General features: G+C 41.3%; 10 protein-coding genes. 6 read left to right on the plus strand and 4 right to left on the minus strand.

Annotation, left to right across the window (positions count from 1 at the left end):
• Nucleotides 1–26: 26 nt before the first annotated feature.
• On the minus strand, nt 27–1,472 hold the full coding sequence (locus VXM68_RS05625; RefSeq protein WP_367210670.1) for a glycosyltransferase family 2 protein: 1,446 nt from the start codon (nt 1,470–1,472) through the stop codon (nt 27–29).
• A 418-nt stretch (nt 1,473–1,890) separates the two neighbouring features.
• Nucleotides 1,891–2,974 (minus strand): peptide chain release factor 2 gene (gene prfB / locus VXM68_RS05630; protein WP_293956202.1). Its coding sequence is split into 2 segments (ribosomal slippage): nt 1,891–2,913 and nt 2,915–2,974, totalling 1,083 coding nucleotides; the frame shifts between segments, so codons are not numbered across the junction.
• A 213-nt stretch (nt 2,975–3,187) separates the two neighbouring features.
• Here prfB and pgi point away from each other — a divergent pair.
• Nucleotides 3,188–4,855, plus strand: a complete 1,668-nt coding sequence (pgi, locus tag VXM68_RS05635) for a glucose-6-phosphate isomerase (protein ID WP_367210671.1) — start codon at nt 3,188–3,190, stop codon at nt 4,853–4,855.
• 166 nt (nt 4,856–5,021) lie between these two features.
• On the opposite strand, the gene VXM68_RS05640 is transcribed toward pgi, so the two are convergent.
• Both VXM68_RS05640 and VXM68_RS05645 read right to left on the minus strand, forming a co-directional pair.
• Entirely contained in the window at nt 5,022–6,938 is a 1,917-nt protein-coding gene (locus tag VXM68_RS05640; protein WP_367210672.1) for a heavy metal translocating P-type ATPase, read from the minus strand.
• Between the two features lie 167 nt (nt 6,939–7,105).
• Nucleotides 7,106–7,447: a phage holin family protein gene (locus tag VXM68_RS05645; RefSeq protein WP_293956199.1), complete on the minus strand. Its 342-nt coding sequence runs from the start codon at nt 7,445–7,447 to the stop codon at nt 7,106–7,108.
• Nucleotides 7,448–7,717: 270 nt separating this feature from the next.
• Between VXM68_RS05645 and VXM68_RS05650 the strand changes: the two genes are divergently transcribed.
• The 5 genes from VXM68_RS05650 to uvrA all read left to right on the plus strand — a co-directional run bounded on the left by VXM68_RS05650 (nt 7,718) and on the right by uvrA (nt 15,849).
• Entirely contained in the window at nt 7,718–8,143 is a 426-nt protein-coding gene (locus VXM68_RS05650) for a DUF2147 domain-containing protein (protein WP_293880058.1), read from the plus strand.
• A gap of 154 nt (nt 8,144–8,297) precedes the next feature.
• Complete coding sequence (locus tag VXM68_RS05655) at nt 8,298–9,545, plus strand: ABC transporter permease (RefSeq protein ID WP_293956198.1); 1,248 nt, start codon at nt 8,298–8,300, stop codon at nt 9,543–9,545.
• 282 nt (nt 9,546–9,827) lie between these two features.
• A complete protein-coding gene (gene kbl / locus VXM68_RS05660; protein ID WP_293956197.1) occupies nt 9,828–11,018 on the plus strand; it encodes a glycine C-acetyltransferase in 1,191 nt (396 codons plus the stop codon).
• Between the two features lie 78 nt (nt 11,019–11,096).
• Entirely contained in the window at nt 11,097–12,902 is a 1,806-nt protein-coding gene (typA, locus tag VXM68_RS05665; RefSeq protein ID WP_075990515.1) for a translational GTPase TypA, read from the plus strand.
• Nucleotides 12,903–13,047: 145 nt separating this feature from the next.
• Nucleotides 13,048–15,849, plus strand: coding sequence for an excinuclease ABC subunit UvrA (uvrA, locus tag VXM68_RS05670; protein WP_367210673.1), 2,802 nt, complete (start codon nt 13,048–13,050; stop codon nt 15,847–15,849).
• Nucleotides 15,850–15,904 lie beyond the last annotated feature (55 nt).

Raw genomic sequence — 15,904 nt, forward strand, 5'->3', positions numbered from 1 at the left:
GTAAATATACGTTCTTTGCATTAATTTTATCCCCTTGTCAACCAACCTCTACGTCCCGCCGTTGCTATCGCATATGGTGTAATCCAAAATAAACTGAAAGCATAGAATATACTGTAGCTATAAGCCCAGAAAGCTTCTTTGGCATTTGCATTTTTAGAGGCAAAGAAATATGCCTGGATACTCGAGAATATTAAAATACCTACCAATGTTGAACTCAAGAACATCAATGGATAATGAAATACCGTCCAAAGCATAAGCAATAGCAATGGATAAGATAACAATACTTTTTTCCATTGCATTAGCAATAAAATGCGCGCTCCCCATTTAGGACCTTGACGGAAATTTTTAAATGCAAATTTACTCATGGCAATATTCTCACGTACATTACTTCTTTCCCAACGGATAAACATCTTGTATAGATTTTTATAACGTACAGGTGTGTCTGTATAAACATATGCATTGGATTGAAATAAGACATGATATCCTTGTTTCAAAATCATATTGGTCATCGCACGATCTTCACCGATATCAGATGGCTGCCCCATAAATGTTTGATTGATCCAATCTTCTAAACAGTTCATGACAGCTTCTTTGCGGTATCCCGAAAGCGCTCCTGGTGTACACATCACAGTACCCAACATACTTTGTGCAGAACGTACAAATTCGAAGCTAAATACGAAGCTAACGTTGAGCATACGTGGAATGATTGCTTTTTTGGTATTTAACACACGCACATTTCCAGCTACGGCACCGCATTCTTTGTTTGTTACAAATGGGCTTGCCATATTTCGTATGGTGTCCTTTTTTACAATTGAGTCACTGTCAACTGTAATAAAGATCTCACCGGTCCCTAATTTAAAACCACGGTATAGGGCATGTCTCTTACCCATATTCTTAGGCTGTTTGTAGATCTCAACACGGTCACCAAGTTCCATTTTGGCACGTTGTATCCATTCAAAAGTATTATCCTTGCTACCGTCGTCAATGGCAATGATTTGCAATTTTTTTTCGGGATAATCGCTGCTTGCCAAACTATGTAATGTATCATAAACAAGGTGTCCCTCATTATACGCCGGCACAATAATAGTACATGTTGGCAATTCTTCATCAGATACCGATGCAATTGGCTTATATTTCCGATGGAGTACAATCAGAAAAATTAAAAAACTGATAGCAATAACGGCAAGTAATATACCTAATCCGATAACAAATGTACCGCCGATACTATCTAAACGTTGGAAACGTAACGCATCAAAGTCGGGTTGAAGCATGTATACGCCAAAGACCGACGCAAATAAGATGAAAAATGTTGCTCCAACAATACCATACTCTTTAGGACCAAAGTTACTTTCTTCCTCTTTGCGAACTTTATTTTCAGATCGCTTTTCTGCTGCATTTACATCATATACAGCAGGCTGCCATTGCTTGGTCATCTGCTTGGATACGATCGAGTTTTCTTTCATGTAATTCATAACCGTTCTATTTTAGATACACATTCGTTTTTTCAATCTTTAATTTGATATCGCTTCTGATATCTTTTGTAATGAAAATATTACGATTCCATAAACGCAAAACACATGCCTTTATTTTGTTCCAAAAATCAGGTTCGATCTATTAATGTAACGTTCTTGATACAATATGTTTTGATTCAAAATGTTGATTATTAATGGTTTATTTTTTAATTGTTTAGGATGTTACGTGAAATGTGACATCAATTGAATGGATAGATTTTTAAGATTTTTTAACATTTATTGGCTTTTTTTCAATGTATTCTGTCAGTATTTGTAGCTGACTGTTTACGAAAGGGGGCACTTTAACAATTGAAAAAAGAATGAAAAAAAAGACGCTCGCTAATGCGGGCGTCTTTCGGGTCATCAATTTTCTAATTTTTTACCCGCCAAATTCCATGAGGTAATTTTTCAGGAAATCATTGAGATCACCGTCTAACACAGCTTGTGTATTGGATGTCTCGTAATTTGTCCTTAAATCTTTAATTAATTTATAGGGATGTAAAACATAGTTTCGAATTTGGGAACCCCATTCGATTTTCTTTTTATTCCCTTCAATAGCAGCTGTAGCTTCCTGGCGTTTACGCATTTCAATCTCATAAAGTTGTGATTTCAATAAACGCATCGCATTTTCCTTATTTTGTAATTGCGATCTGGATTCCTGATTCTTAATAATAATACCCGTGGGCTTGTGGTGTAATCGAACTGCGGTTTCCACTTTATTTACATTCTGCCCACCTGCACCACCAGAACGGAAAGTATCCCATTCAATTTCAGAATCTTTCACATCGATCTCAATATTATCATCGATCAAGGGATAGACATAGACTGATGCAAAAGAAGTGTGGCGTTTTGCGTTGGAATCAAATGGGGAAATCCGAACGAGCCTATGTACACCGTTTTCTCCCTTGAGGTAGCCGTAAGCAAAATCACCCGATATCTGAAGAGTAACACTCTTGATGCCGGCTACATCACCTTCCTGAGAATCTTGCTCGGTTACTTTATAACCGTTTTTCTCACCCCACATAATATACATCCGCATCAGCATGGCAGCCCAGTCGCAGCTTTCAGTACCGCCTGCACCGGCAGTAATCTGTAAGATTGCATCCAGCTGATCTTCTTCAGCACTAAGCATATTTTTAAATTCGAGCTCCTCGACTTTTTCTAAAGCGAGTTGATATTGGTCGTCCACTTCCTTTTCGCTCGCATCGCCCGATTGGTAGAATTCATACATGACATAGGCGTCTTCAACCGCCGCTGCAACTTCGTCGAAGTGGTCTGTCCATACCTTTTGGTTTTTTATGGCCAGAAGTATTTTCTCTGCCGCTTTGGAATCATCCCAAAAACTTGCTTCAAGCGTAATCGCTTGATCTCTTTCTATTTCTTCTTTGCGTGCATCGATGTCAAAGATGCCTCCTCAGGGAAGTCACACGATCCCTCAAGTCTTGAATTTGTTCTTTTGTCATATCCGCTAAAGTATAAATTTTAATTAATAAATTCATGCCCCTATCAAGAACTTAACGTTGAATATCCGTTGGTAAATAGGGATATGTGACCTTTTTTTTTAGTTTTGGTATTGACAGCAGAATAAACCTTCATTTGAGGAGCTACACTCCGTGTATTATAGCGATCTAGAAGGCTCTTATTGATGTTTAAAACAAATATTTTAGTAAGAACAGATGTTTCCAAAAATTAACTTTACACAGACGCAAGCCTTTAAGGATCTTACCCAGCATTTTGGATCTTTATTTGGGCCATATAGTAATGATTTAAAAGATCTACGCCAACTTTTTGCAGAGGATTCTGCACGCTTCGATAAATTTTCAATAGCATTTGAAGACATTCTTTTAGATTATTCCAAGAATAGCATTACGGAAGATACGAGAGCACTTTTGGTGCGTCTGGCTGAGGAATGCGGTCTTTCTGAGGCAATAGAGGCGATGTTTTCGGGCGAGCGTATTAATGTTACCGAGAATAGGCCCGTGTTACACACGGCCTTGCGGAACCAGTCTGATCAACCCATTTTCGTGGATGGTCAAGATGTGATGCCTGATGTTAAACGTGTATTGGCGCAGATGAGAGCTTTTACAGAAAACATCCTATCTGGTCATTGGAAAGGATATACGGGCAAAGCGATAACCGATGTGGTCAATATCGGGATTGGTGGTTCAGATCTCGGTCCCGTAATGGTAACAGAGGCCCTTAAGGCTTATAAAACACACTTAAATGTACATTTTGTTTCCAATGTGGACGGGACACATATTGCTGAAACTTTGAAAGCTGTAGATCCTGAAACCACGTTGTTCCTGATTGCTTCAAAGACGTTCACCACACAGGAAACGATGGCCAATGCCCATACAGCCAAAGACTGGTTTTTGGCAAGTGGCGCTCTTGAACAAGACGTCGCTAAGCATTTTGCGGCATTGAGCACCAATACACAAGCAGTACAAAGCTTTGGAATAGATACCCAAAATATGTTTGAATTTTGGGACTGGGTTGGCGGACGTTATTCGCTTTGGTCAGCAATAGGTCTTTCTATCAGTCTGGCAATAGGTTTTGATCGTTTTGAGGAGCTACTAAAAGGTGCCTACGATGCCGATGTTCATTTCAAAGAAACTTCTTTTGAATCCAATATTCCGGTCATATTGGCGTTGCTTGGTGTATGGTACAATAATTTTTTCCAAGCAGAAAGCCATGCAATTCTTCCGTACGATCAATACCTACACCGTTTTGCTGCCTATTTCCAACAAGGTGATATGGAAAGTAATGGAAAATATATCGATAGGAATGGCGAACAAGTGCAATATCAGACTGGGCCAATTATCTGGGGTGAGCCCGGTACAAACGGACAGCATGCGTTCTATCAATTAATCCATCAGGGGACTAAGTTTATACCATGCGATTTTATTGCGCCTGCGAATAGTCTTAATCCTATTGGAAATCATCATCAATTGTTGCTGTCCAATTTTTTTGCGCAGACCGAGGCGCTAATGAATGGTAAAACAGCGGAAGAAGTGGTTGCCGAACTCAAGAAGGCTGGGAAATCAGATCAAGATATAGAAGCACTTAAAGCTTATAAAGTTTTTTCGGGGAATCGCCCAACGAATTCCATTTTATTGAAAAAAATGACTCCACGTACATTGGGAAGACTTATTGCATTTTATGAACACAAGATCTTTGTCCAAGGTGTGATCTGGAACATTTATAGTTTTGATCAATGGGGCGTTGAACTAGGTAAACAGTTGGCCAATCAAATCCTTCCGGAATTAAATGATGACAACAGGGTGTCAAGCCACGATTCTTCTACCAATGGACTGATCAATGCGTACAAGGCTTGGCGGGATTAAAATTTCTGCGATCTGAAGTAGATCATGAGTGAAACATAGGAAGCGTGGCTGTTCAACTTTTGGACAGCCACGCTTTTTTTTAATTATAGGTGTATTCGACCACAATATTTTTCAACGATCTAATTTGTATAACTGTTACCATCTGATTTTTTGGATAACTTCATTGCTATACTTTTTTATGCTGTATTCGGATAGCATTTAAAATCGCCAAGAGTGCGACTCCGACATCCGCTATAACCGCTTCCCAAAGTGTTGCAACACCACCGGCACCAAGGATCAAAACAATGACCTTTACGCCCATTGCCAAGATTACATTCTGCCAGACAATATTGCGGGTTATTTTTCCGATTTTGATGGCCGATAAGATCTTGTTGGGCTCATCGTTCTGGATTACGATATCAGCTGTTTCTATCGTCGCATCAGCACCCAGTCCACCCATTGCGATGCCTACCTGTGCTAACGCAACTACTGGTGCATCATTTACACCATCACCGGCAAAGGCAACATGGCGTCCTTGATCGAGCAGTTGCTGTACATGGCTAACCTTATCCTCAGGGAGGAGGTCTCCATAGGCCTCGTTCAGCCCCAGCTCTTTGGCTACCTCGTTTACCACCGCTGTTTTATCGCCAGATAACATAACGGTATAAAGACCTTGCGCACGCATTGCCTGAATGACAGCCTTCGATCCTGGTTTAATTCGGTCTGCAACGGTTATATAACCTGCATATTGGCCGTCGATGGCGAGCATTACAATGGAATAGACCATTTTCCTCAACTCATCAGGGTAGCTAATATTGTATTTGTCCAGTAGCTTGCTGTTGCCTGCTAGTGTTTTCTTTCCATTCACCGTAGCACAAAGTCCATGACCTGCAATTTCCTGAATATTTTCCGTTTTTAGGGCTGTGCTGCCTGGATTATAGCTGGCTATCGCCTTTGCAATGGGATGTGTGGAATGTACCTCTATTGCTTTTGCATAATCCAATAATTCTTGGGGATCTCCGTTGACTGCAACAACCTCCGTTACTTCAAATACCCCCGCTGTGAGTGTACCTGTTTTATCCATTACTACAGTATCAACTGCGGTAATGGCATCGAGGAAGTTGCCTCCCTTAAATAATATTCCGTTTCGCGAGGCTAAGCCTATGCCTCCAAAATACCCCAAGGGGATAGAAACAACCAGCGCACAGGGGCAGCTAATCACCAAGAAGACCAAACTCCGATAGAACCAGTCCTTAAAACTATAGTCATCAACAAAGCATAGGGGTACAATAAGCACCAATAGAGCAAGGCTAAAAATTATCGGCACATATACTTTGGCAAATTTGGCAATAAACAACTGCGTTTTGGATTTACGTGCTGTAGCATCTTGTACCATTTCGAGAATTTTGCTCAACTTGCTATCCTCAAATTTGTTGGAGACCTCGATCTCCACAACCGTTTCCAAATTAATCATCCCCGCAAAAACCGTTTCACCCCTATATTTTGTGTCAGGTTTACTCTCTCCCGTCAAAGCCGCGGTATTAAATGTGGCCTTCTCTGTGTTTAACTTACCATCAAGGGCCACCTTTTCGCCTGCTTTTACCAAGATGGTGTCGCCAGGTAAGACAGTTTTTGGATTTACTTGTTGCTGTTGTCCATTTCGCACTACAGTCACAGTATCGGGACGGATATCCAATAGTGATTTGATCGATTTTTTGGCATTGTCTACGGCGGTGTCCTGAAACCATTCTCCGATTTGGTAGAATACCATCACCGCAACACCTTCTTCAAATTCTCCAATAGCGAATGCACCTAAGGTCGCCACAGTCATCAAAAAGAATTCATTAAAAATATCCCCCCTTTTTGCCTTACGGAAAGCCATCAGGATAACGGGTATTCCCGCAAGCAGGTAAGCGATGCTATTTAAGGCCAAACTGATTCCCGACGGAAGAGTGATCTTGAAAGCATATTTCAGTAGAAGTAAAGTAAGCAGGATGAAAAGAGCGATGAGCAACTTGCTCTGTGCAGTCCACCAAGGCTGCTCCTCTGTGGTGGAGGAGTGCTCGTGTGTGGCATTGCTATGCTCGTGGTTGTGTTCACACATATATTAGCTTTTCTTTTTAAAAATTAAATTTAACGATTTCTGCCGTAAATAGCGAGCGGATTGCAGATAGGGATGTGGTATTAATAGGCTGAGGTTAAGAATAAGAAATAAAAAAGGCGTTCATATCAATTGATTTGAACACCTTCAACTACGTAATATAATGTATTTTAATCTTTTGATATACTACCAACAATCATTTCTAATAGGGCAACGACGATGGCAAATAGCGCGGCAGTCCAAAAGCCATCTACATCAAATTTTGAACCGAGTAGCCAATCTGACAGCAGAACCATCAATACTGTAATAATAAAGGATACCAAACCCAGCGTTAGCCAATTTAACGGGAACGTAAATAACCGTAAAATCGATCCTACAGTTGCGTTGACAAATCCAATCACAAGTCCGGTAACAATGGCCCAGCCAAATCCAGCAACATGAGCGCCCGGGACAAGCCAGCAGGCAACTGCCACGACCAACCCGGTAAGTAGAAGACTAATAATAAATTTCATAATATGTGCTAATTTATGTAAATAGTTAAAAAAGAAATAATATGATTATAATATTGCAAACCCAATGCCAAACTTTATTTATCGAATGAATTCTGGGTATTGCGAAGAAAAGGCTTTTTATACGCGTTATCTGCTGAATCGGATAATCATTTTTTATTGGTAACTAGCTATAGTTTTATATTGAATATATGCGGGCATAGTAAATATTTCTTATCTTTATTTATAAAGAATTTATACAGAGCTTCACATGCTCATAAAAATAATAAACCCATGAAGAAAATTATGATGTCATTCCTAATGTTGCTGATTACAGTAACATTATTTGCGCAAACAGATCCCATCATCGGAAAATGGGAAAATCCAAGTGGCGAAGGCCGTGTTGAAATTTACAAAAAAGGCGATAAGTTTTTTGGTAAACTGTATTGGCTCAAATTTCCAAACAACGAAGCAGGTCAGCCAAAGAAAGATATAAAAAATCCCGATAAAGCACTACAGGGCAGAAATGTACAAGGCCTGGAGATCTTGACCAATTTTGAAAAAGATGGCAGTACCTATGTTGACGGAAAGATTTACGACCCCAAATCAGGCAAAACATATAGCTGTAAGATGACGCTAAAGGGAGATAAGCTTGATATCAGGGGCTATATGGGCGTGAGCCTGCTGGGACGTACAGAGACATGGAAAAGAATTCATTAACAACTGTAACAGCCGCCAAATCAGCATAGTCCGCTAGCAGGCACAGCTGCGGTCACGGCCAAAAAGGCAATTTATTCCATAGCAGTAAATTGCCTTTTTGGTTTTGTGCGGGAATTACAGTATTTTCATCCCTACAAATCCTAATATTAGCTTTATGGCCGTAAAAATGTCTTATGTTGAGAATGTCAAGCTTGCACTACAGTCTATTGTAGGAAATAAGCTGCGCACATTTCTGACAGCACTGATTATTGCCATAGGAATGATGGCTCTTATAGGGGTGCTGACCTCGATAGATGCCATGAAGAATTCCCTGACAGATTCCTTTTCATCGATGGGGTCAAACTCTTTTAACATCCGCAACCGGGGGCTCAATGTTCGCATCGGGAATGAGGGGACGCGCTCCAAAGTCTTCGCTAATATAACCTATGCGCAGTCCGCTCGATTTAAACAAGATTTTCACTTTAATGCGTTGACATCAGTTAGTGCCAATGTGAGCTGGACTACGACTGCAAAATTTCAATCCAAAAAGACAAACCCCAATATCGGCCTGATAGGTACCGATGAAAATTATCTACAGACCTCGGGTTATGTTATCAGCGAAGGCCGTAATTTTTCCACTAGGGAGGTAGAAACCGGCAGTGGTGTTATTATCATCGGCAGTGAAGTCAGTAAAATGCTTTTCAATGAAATCATTGATCCCGTGGGGCAGTTTATTACCGTTAACAATATTCGTTATTTGGTTATCGGGGTATTAAAAAGTAAAGGTTCCTCTGCGGGGATGGGGGGAGATAGGGCATGTTTTATTCCGCTGATCAAGGCAAGGTCGGTGATGCAGGGTGCCGAGCCGTCCTATGTGATCACGGTTTCTTCCAACGATCCGATGCGATTGGAAGCGGCCATTGGCGAAGCTACTATCGTGTTTAGAAATATCCGTGGATTGGCCTCCAGGCAAACCAACGATTTTGAAATTACCAAGTCCGATGCGGTTGCCCAGATGCTGATGCAGAATATGGCAATGGTCACTTTAGGAGCTGTAGTGATTGCCTTTATCACCCTTGTAGGGGCTTCCATCGGATTGATGAATATTATGCTTGTTTCGGTCACCGAGCGCACACGCGAGATCGGCATACGTAAGGCAATCGGTGCAACACCGAGTGTTATCCGTAAACAATTTTTGATGGAAGCCATTGTGATTTGCATGATCGGTGGTGTTGCCGGAATTTTTATAGGTATTCTGATCGGTAATATCCTGGCCCTGCAGCTCGGTACATCTTTTATAATACCGTGGGGAGCGATTATTATGGGCTTTGCGGTATGTGGACTCGTTGGGATGTTGTCGGGTTATTACCCAGCCTCAAAAGCATCTAAACTGGATCCGGTCGATGCGCTCCGATACGAATAACCTATCCCTCTGCTTTCAGTAATTTAATTGCTTTTAGGAGCGATAAGAAATTACTTTTAAGAAACATAAGACCTTTTGTTACACGATGGCTTTTACGCTTATTCGTGTTTTTTTTATTGGCGCTGCAGAGCGGGGACAAAAGCGCATTTTATGCAATCGGTTTAATATGACCAAATCATTGATTTGGTATAAATTCTCCGTGAATAACGTTCATCTGGGAAGGTAACACAAGTTATTCCAATGAAAAAACTGTAATATTGTACAAAAAATTAAAATCGAATTATGTACACAACATTACAACCAGTTTTAGCAAAGGAATTGGAAGCAATCAAAGAAGCGGGATTGTATAAACAAGAGCGCGTGATCGTTACCCCCCAAGGAGCAGACATCAAAGTGAGTACAGGACAAGAAGTTGTCAATTTTTGTGCGAACAATTATTTGGGTCTGTCTTCGCACCCAAAAGTAATTGAAGCTGCTAAGAAGGCGATTGATACCCACGGTTATGGAATGTCTTCCGTACGTTTTATCTGTGGTACCCAAGATGTGCATAAAGAGTTAGAAGCAAAAATTTCTACGTTTCTCGGAACAGAAGATACTATTTTATATGCAGCCGCATTCGACGCGAATGGTGGTGTGTTTGAGCCGTTATTTGGGGCTGAGGATGCGATCATTTCTGACGAATTAAATCATGCCTCTATCATTGACGGTGTTCGTTTGTGTAAAGCACAACGTTTCCGCTATAAAAATGCAGATATGGCTGATTTGGAAGCACAATTGCAGGCTGCGTCCGGCGCTCGACATAAAATCATTGTTACAGATGGCGCATTTTCTATGGATGGATCTGTGGCTCCACTGGATAAGATCTGTGATCTAGCAGATAAATACCAGGCGCTCGTGATGATCGATGAATCGCATTGTACCGGTTTTATCGGAGCAACTGGACGTGGTACACACGAGCTTTTCAACGTGATTGATCGCGTAGATATCATTACAGGTACGTTGGGTAAGGCGCTAGGCGGTGCTTCTGGTGGTTTCACTTCTGGCAAAAAAGAAATCATCGATTTGTTACGTCAGCGTTCACGTCCCTATTTATTTTCGAATACTTTAGCACCCGCAATTGCAGGGGCTTCTGTAGCGGTCTTGGATATGCTGAGTGAGACAACGGCACTGCGCGATAAATTGGAATCCAATACAACTTATTTCCGTGAAAAAATGACAGCTGCTGGATTTGATATCAAACCAGGTTTCCATCCAATCGTGCCTGTGATGCTGTATGACGCAAAATTAGCGCAGGAATTCGCATCCAAGATGTTAGACGAGGGAATTTATGTGATCGGTTTTTACTATCCTGTTGTACCTCAGGGAAAAGCTCGTATCCGTGTGCAGATTTCGGCAGGACATGAAGTTGCTCACCTGGATAAAGCAATCGCCGCCTTTACCAAAGTAGGTAAAGAATTAGGTGTAATTAAATAAAATACACATAGTTATAAATTTTGTGGTGCAAAATGTTTATCTTTGCACCCTAAAATTTTATAAAAATATTCTTGCTCAATGCAAAACATTAGAAACATTGCGATCATCGCTCACGTCGACCACGGTAAAACTACGCTTGTAGACAAAATTTTATATTTTACCAATCAATTCAGAGAAAATGAAAATGCTGGTGAATTAATCCTAGACAATAATGATTTAGAGCGTGAGCGCGGGATCACTATTGTATCTAAGAACGTATCAGTAACATATAAAGGTGTTAAAATCAATATCATCGATACGCCAGGTCACGCCGATTTCGGTGGTGAGGTTGAACGTGTATTGAAGATGGCCGATGGGGTAGTACTATTGGTAGATGCTTTTGAAGGTCCAATGCCTCAAACACGTTTCGTTACAGGTAAAGCTTTAGGCTTGGGTATTAAACCTATCGTTGTTGTCAATAAAGTCGATAAAGAAAACTGTCGTCCTGAAGAAGTATACGAACATGTTTTTGACTTATTCTTCAACTTAGGAGCTACTGAAGAACAATTGGATTTCCCGGTATTATATGGTTCTTCAAAACAAGGATGGATGTCTACAGACTGGAAAAATCGTACCGAAGACTTCACTGACTTATTGGAAGCTATCATCAAATATATCCCTGCTCCAGAAGTATCTGAAGGTACTTTGCAGATGCAGGTAACATCATTGGATTACTCAACTTTCGTCGGACGTATCGCTATCGGTCGTGTGGCTCGTGGTACAATCAAAGAAAATCAGCCGGTTTCTTTGGTGAAACGCGACGGAAAAGTTGTAAAATCAAGAGTTAAAGAGCTACAGGTATTTGAAGGCCTGGGCCGTATTAAGGTATCTGAAGTACATGCAGGTGATATCTGTGCTGTAGTAGGTATTGAAGGTTTCGATATCGGTGATACAATCGCAGATTTCGAAAATCCGGAGCAATTGGAAGTTATCAGCATTGATGAACCAACAATGAACATGTTGTTCACGATCAATAACTCGCCTTTCTTCGGTAAAGAAGGTAAATTGGTCACATCACGTAACATCTACGATCGTTTACAAAAAGAGCTGGAGAAAAACTTAGCACTACGCGTAGTTCCTACGGAATCTCCAGATGCTTGGTTGGTATACGGACGTGGTATCCTTCACTTGTCCGTATTGATCGAAACAATGCGTCGTGAGGGTTATGAGTTGCAAGTAGGCCAGCCACAAGTTATCATCAAAGAAATCGATGGACAAAAATGTGAGCCAATCGAAGAACTGGTTGTTGATGTACCTTCTGATGTCTCAGGAAAAGTAATTGAGTTGGTTACGCAACGTAAAGGTGAGTTGTTGATTATGGAAGCTAGAGGGGATATGCAACATCTTGAGTTCTCAATTCCTTCACGTGGTATCATCGGTTTACGTAACAACGTATTGACAGCAACAGCGGGTGAAGCTGTTATGGCGCACCGTTTGAAAGGTTATGAGCCTTGGAAAGGTACAATTCCTGGTCGTTTGGCCGGTGTATTGATCTCTTTGGATACAGGTTCAACAACTGCTTACTCCATCGATAAATTACAAGACCGTGGTCGTTTCTTCGTAGATCCAGGTGTGGATGTATACGAGGGACAAATTTTAGGTGAGCACATCCGTGACAATGATTTAACAATCAACGTGACAAAAGGAAAACAGTTGACAAATATGCGTGCTTCTGGTTCTGATGACAACACCCGTATTGCACCGGCAATCAAATTCTCATTGGAAGAATGTATGGAGTATATTCAAGCCGACGAGTATATTGAGGTGACACCACAATCAATGCGTCTACGTAAAATCTATTTGACTGAAAACGAGCGTAAAGTTAACGCGAAGAAATTTCAATAGTCAATAGTAGGACATTATACATAAAAAGGCCATCGAATATTTTATTCGATGGCTTTTTTATGTACTAAAGAAAACCGAACTGCTTTTTAATTCGCAGGAATATAATCAGCCATAATATGTAACTTTGTGTGAGATAAGGATTATTATGAGTAAACAGGTGGAGCATACTCCAAAAGAATATATTCAGATAAAGGGAGCAAGAGTTAATAACTTAAAGAATATTGACGTTGATATCCCTAAAAATAAACTAGTTGTTATCACTGGAATGTCGGGCTCAGGAAAATCCTCCTTAGCCTTTGATACGCTTTATGCTGAGGGCCAACGACGCTATGTCGAAAGTCTCTCTTCCTATGCCAGACAATTTATGGGGCGGATGAACAAACCGGAGGTTGATTACATCAAAGGTATTGCTCCAGCAATTGCCATTGAGCAACGTGTCATTACCTCCAACCCCCGCTCGACGGTAGGCACATCGACGGAGATCTATGACTATCTGAAATTGTTATATGCCCGTATCGGAAAGACAATTTCTCCTATATCCGGTCGTGAGGTGACGAAAGACAGTGTGAGCTCAGTGGTGGATTTTGCGCTGAATTTAGGCGATGATACGACCGTGACGCTTCTTGCTCCGCTCATTCCCTCTCATGGGCGTAAGTTAAAGGAAGAACTTTCTCTGCTCTTGCAGAAAGGTTTTGTGCGTATTTTCTACGGAGATCGTATGCAGAAAGTTGAAGCGGTGATAGAGGACAAAGCCATCGCCAATAAAGACCTCCAAGATGGAGAAGTGCTTATTGTTGTCGACCGCGTGCGTATTGAACAGGATGATGATACGGTAAATCGACTTTCTGATTCTATCCAAACTGGTTTTTTCGAAGGTAAGGGTGAACTCTATATGGAAGAAAATGGTCAGCGCCATCATTTCTCCCATAAATTTGAACTCGACGGAATAACATTTGAAGAGCCTACTCCAAATTTCTTCAGTTTTAATAACCCTTATGGTGCCTGTCGCCGATGTGAAGGTTACGGTAAAATCATTGGTATTGATCCCGATCTTGTTATTCCCGACAAAAGCCGGTCGGTGTACGACGGCGCAATAGCACCTTGGCGAGGAGAGAAAATGGGCGAGTGGCTACAAAAGCTTGTTAAAAGTTCATTAAAGTTCGATTTTCCGATACATCGTGCCTACATGGATCTGACTAAGGCGCAAAAGGAGCTCTTGTGGACAGGGAATAAATATTTTGCTGGTCTTACGCAGTTCTTTGAAGAGCTCGAATCCCAGACCTATAAAATTCAATACCGGGTGATGTTATCTCGCTATCGTGGGAAGACAGATTGCCCAGACTGCCGTGGCACACGATTACGGAAGGATGCGACTTACGTCAAAGTTGGCGGAAAATCCATCACAGATGTTGTATTGATGCCTTTAGAAGAGGCGCTGGAATTCTTTAAAAGTTTGCCACTGGTGGGTAATGAACTGGTCATTGCCAAAAGACTGCTGGCTGAAATTAATAACAGATTGCAATTTTTGTGCGATGTTGGATTAAGTTACCTAACCTTGAATCGGCTATCGAATACCCTTTCAGGTGGAGAGTCGCAGCGAATCAATCTGGCGACTTCCTTGGGAAGTTCGCTTGTAGGTTCTATTTATGTATTGGACGAACCAAGTATCGGTCTCCATCCGCGTGATACACAGCGCCTGATTTCTGTACTGAAATCACTTCGCGATGTGGGTAACACCGTGGTTGTAGTCGAACATGAGCAAGAGATGATGGAATCTGCGGATTATCTGATTGACATCGGACCTGAAGCAGGTATCCATGGCGGTGAGATGGTCTTTGCGGGTACCTATCAGCAGATTCTAAAGGATGGTAAAAGCTTGACCGGTCAATACCTGAGTGGAAAAAGCCGGATTGAAGTCCCTAAGAAACGCCGTTCGTGGACCAATAGCGTTACCATTAAGGGAGCCCATGAAAATAATTTGCAGGGAATTGATGTACAATTTCCATTGAATACGTTCACGGTTGTTACCGGTGTTTCGGGATCCGGTAAAACCTCGTTGGTGAAGCGTATCCTTTATCCTGCATTGCAGAAGTCTATTGGCAATTACTCCGGGGAACAAACGGGTATTTATGATTCGATTGAGGGAGATATTGCCCGAGTTGAACAAGTTGAAATGGTCGATCAAAACCCGATTGGCCGTTCGTCGAGGTCCAATCCGGTCACGTATGTGAAAGCTTGGGATGAAATCAGGGCTTTATATGCCAGTCAGGCACCAGCTAAAGCTGCCGGATTGAAACCTGCTGCATTTTCATTTAATGTTGAAGGTGGACGATGCGATGTCTGCCAGGGTGAAGGCGAAGTTAAAATTGAAATGCAATTTATGGCTGATATTGTTTTACCCTGTGAGGCCTGTGGTGGAAAACGATTTAAGCAGTTTGTACTTGATGTACAGTACAAAAATAAGTCGGTCGCAGATGTTCTCGAGCTAAGTGTTGATGAAGCGATCATATTCTTTGCAGACCAGCCTAAAATATTGGTCAAACTGCAGCCTTTACAGGATGTCGGACTGGGCTATGTTAAACTCGGTCAATCGTCGAGTACCCTATCGGGAGGTGAAGCCCAACGGATCAAGCTCGCTTCTTTCTTAATCAAAGGAAATAATAGCAAGAAGACACTCTTTATCTTTGATGAGCCAACGACAGGCTTGCATTTTCAGGATATCAAAAAGCTCTTGAAATCATTTGATGCATTGATTGCTTTAGGGAACAGTATCTTGGTGATTGAACACAATATGGATATGATTAAATCGGCCGACTGGGTCATTGATATTGGTCCTGAAGGCGGAAATAAAGGCGGTAAACTCGTTTTTGCCGGTCTTCCCGAAGAACTAATTCATTGTAAAGATTCTTATACAGGGCAATTTTTAAAAGCACATTTAAAAGATTAAACCCTACTTTAGCCTGTGAAATTGATAAAACAAATAGTTTAATACTTAATACGAT

Source organism: Sphingobacterium sp. R2 (genome assembly GCF_040760075.1).
In the GTDB taxonomy this organism is placed as follows: Bacteria; Bacteroidota; Bacteroidia; order Sphingobacteriales; family Sphingobacteriaceae; genus Sphingobacterium.

What these genes read in the sequence shown, in the direction of transcription:
- VXM68_RS05640 (WP_367210672.1), bottom strand. Translation starts at nt 6,938, where the DNA reads ATGTGTGAACACAACCACGAGCATAGCAATGCCACACACGAGCACTCC.
- VXM68_RS05625 (WP_367210670.1), bottom strand. Translation starts at nt 1,472, where the DNA reads ATGAATTACATGAAAGAAAACTCGATCGTATCCAAGCAGATGACCAAG.
- VXM68_RS05645 (WP_293956199.1), bottom strand. Translation starts at nt 7,447, where the DNA reads ATGAAATTTATTATTAGTCTTCTACTTACCGGGTTGGTCGTGGCAGTT.
- pgi (WP_367210671.1), top strand. Translation starts at nt 3,188, where the DNA reads ATGTTTCCAAAAATTAACTTTACACAGACGCAAGCCTTTAAGGATCTT.
- VXM68_RS05655 (WP_293956198.1), top strand. Translation starts at nt 8,298, where the DNA reads ATGGCCGTAAAAATGTCTTATGTTGAGAATGTCAAGCTTGCACTACAG.
- kbl (WP_293956197.1), top strand. Translation starts at nt 9,828, where the DNA reads ATGTACACAACATTACAACCAGTTTTAGCAAAGGAATTGGAAGCAATC.
- uvrA (WP_367210673.1), top strand. Translation starts at nt 13,048, where the DNA reads ATGAGTAAACAGGTGGAGCATACTCCAAAAGAATATATTCAGATAAAG.
- VXM68_RS05650 (WP_293880058.1), top strand. Translation starts at nt 7,718, where the DNA reads ATGAAGAAAATTATGATGTCATTCCTAATGTTGCTGATTACAGTAACA.
- typA (WP_075990515.1), top strand. Translation starts at nt 11,097, where the DNA reads ATGCAAAACATTAGAAACATTGCGATCATCGCTCACGTCGACCACGGT.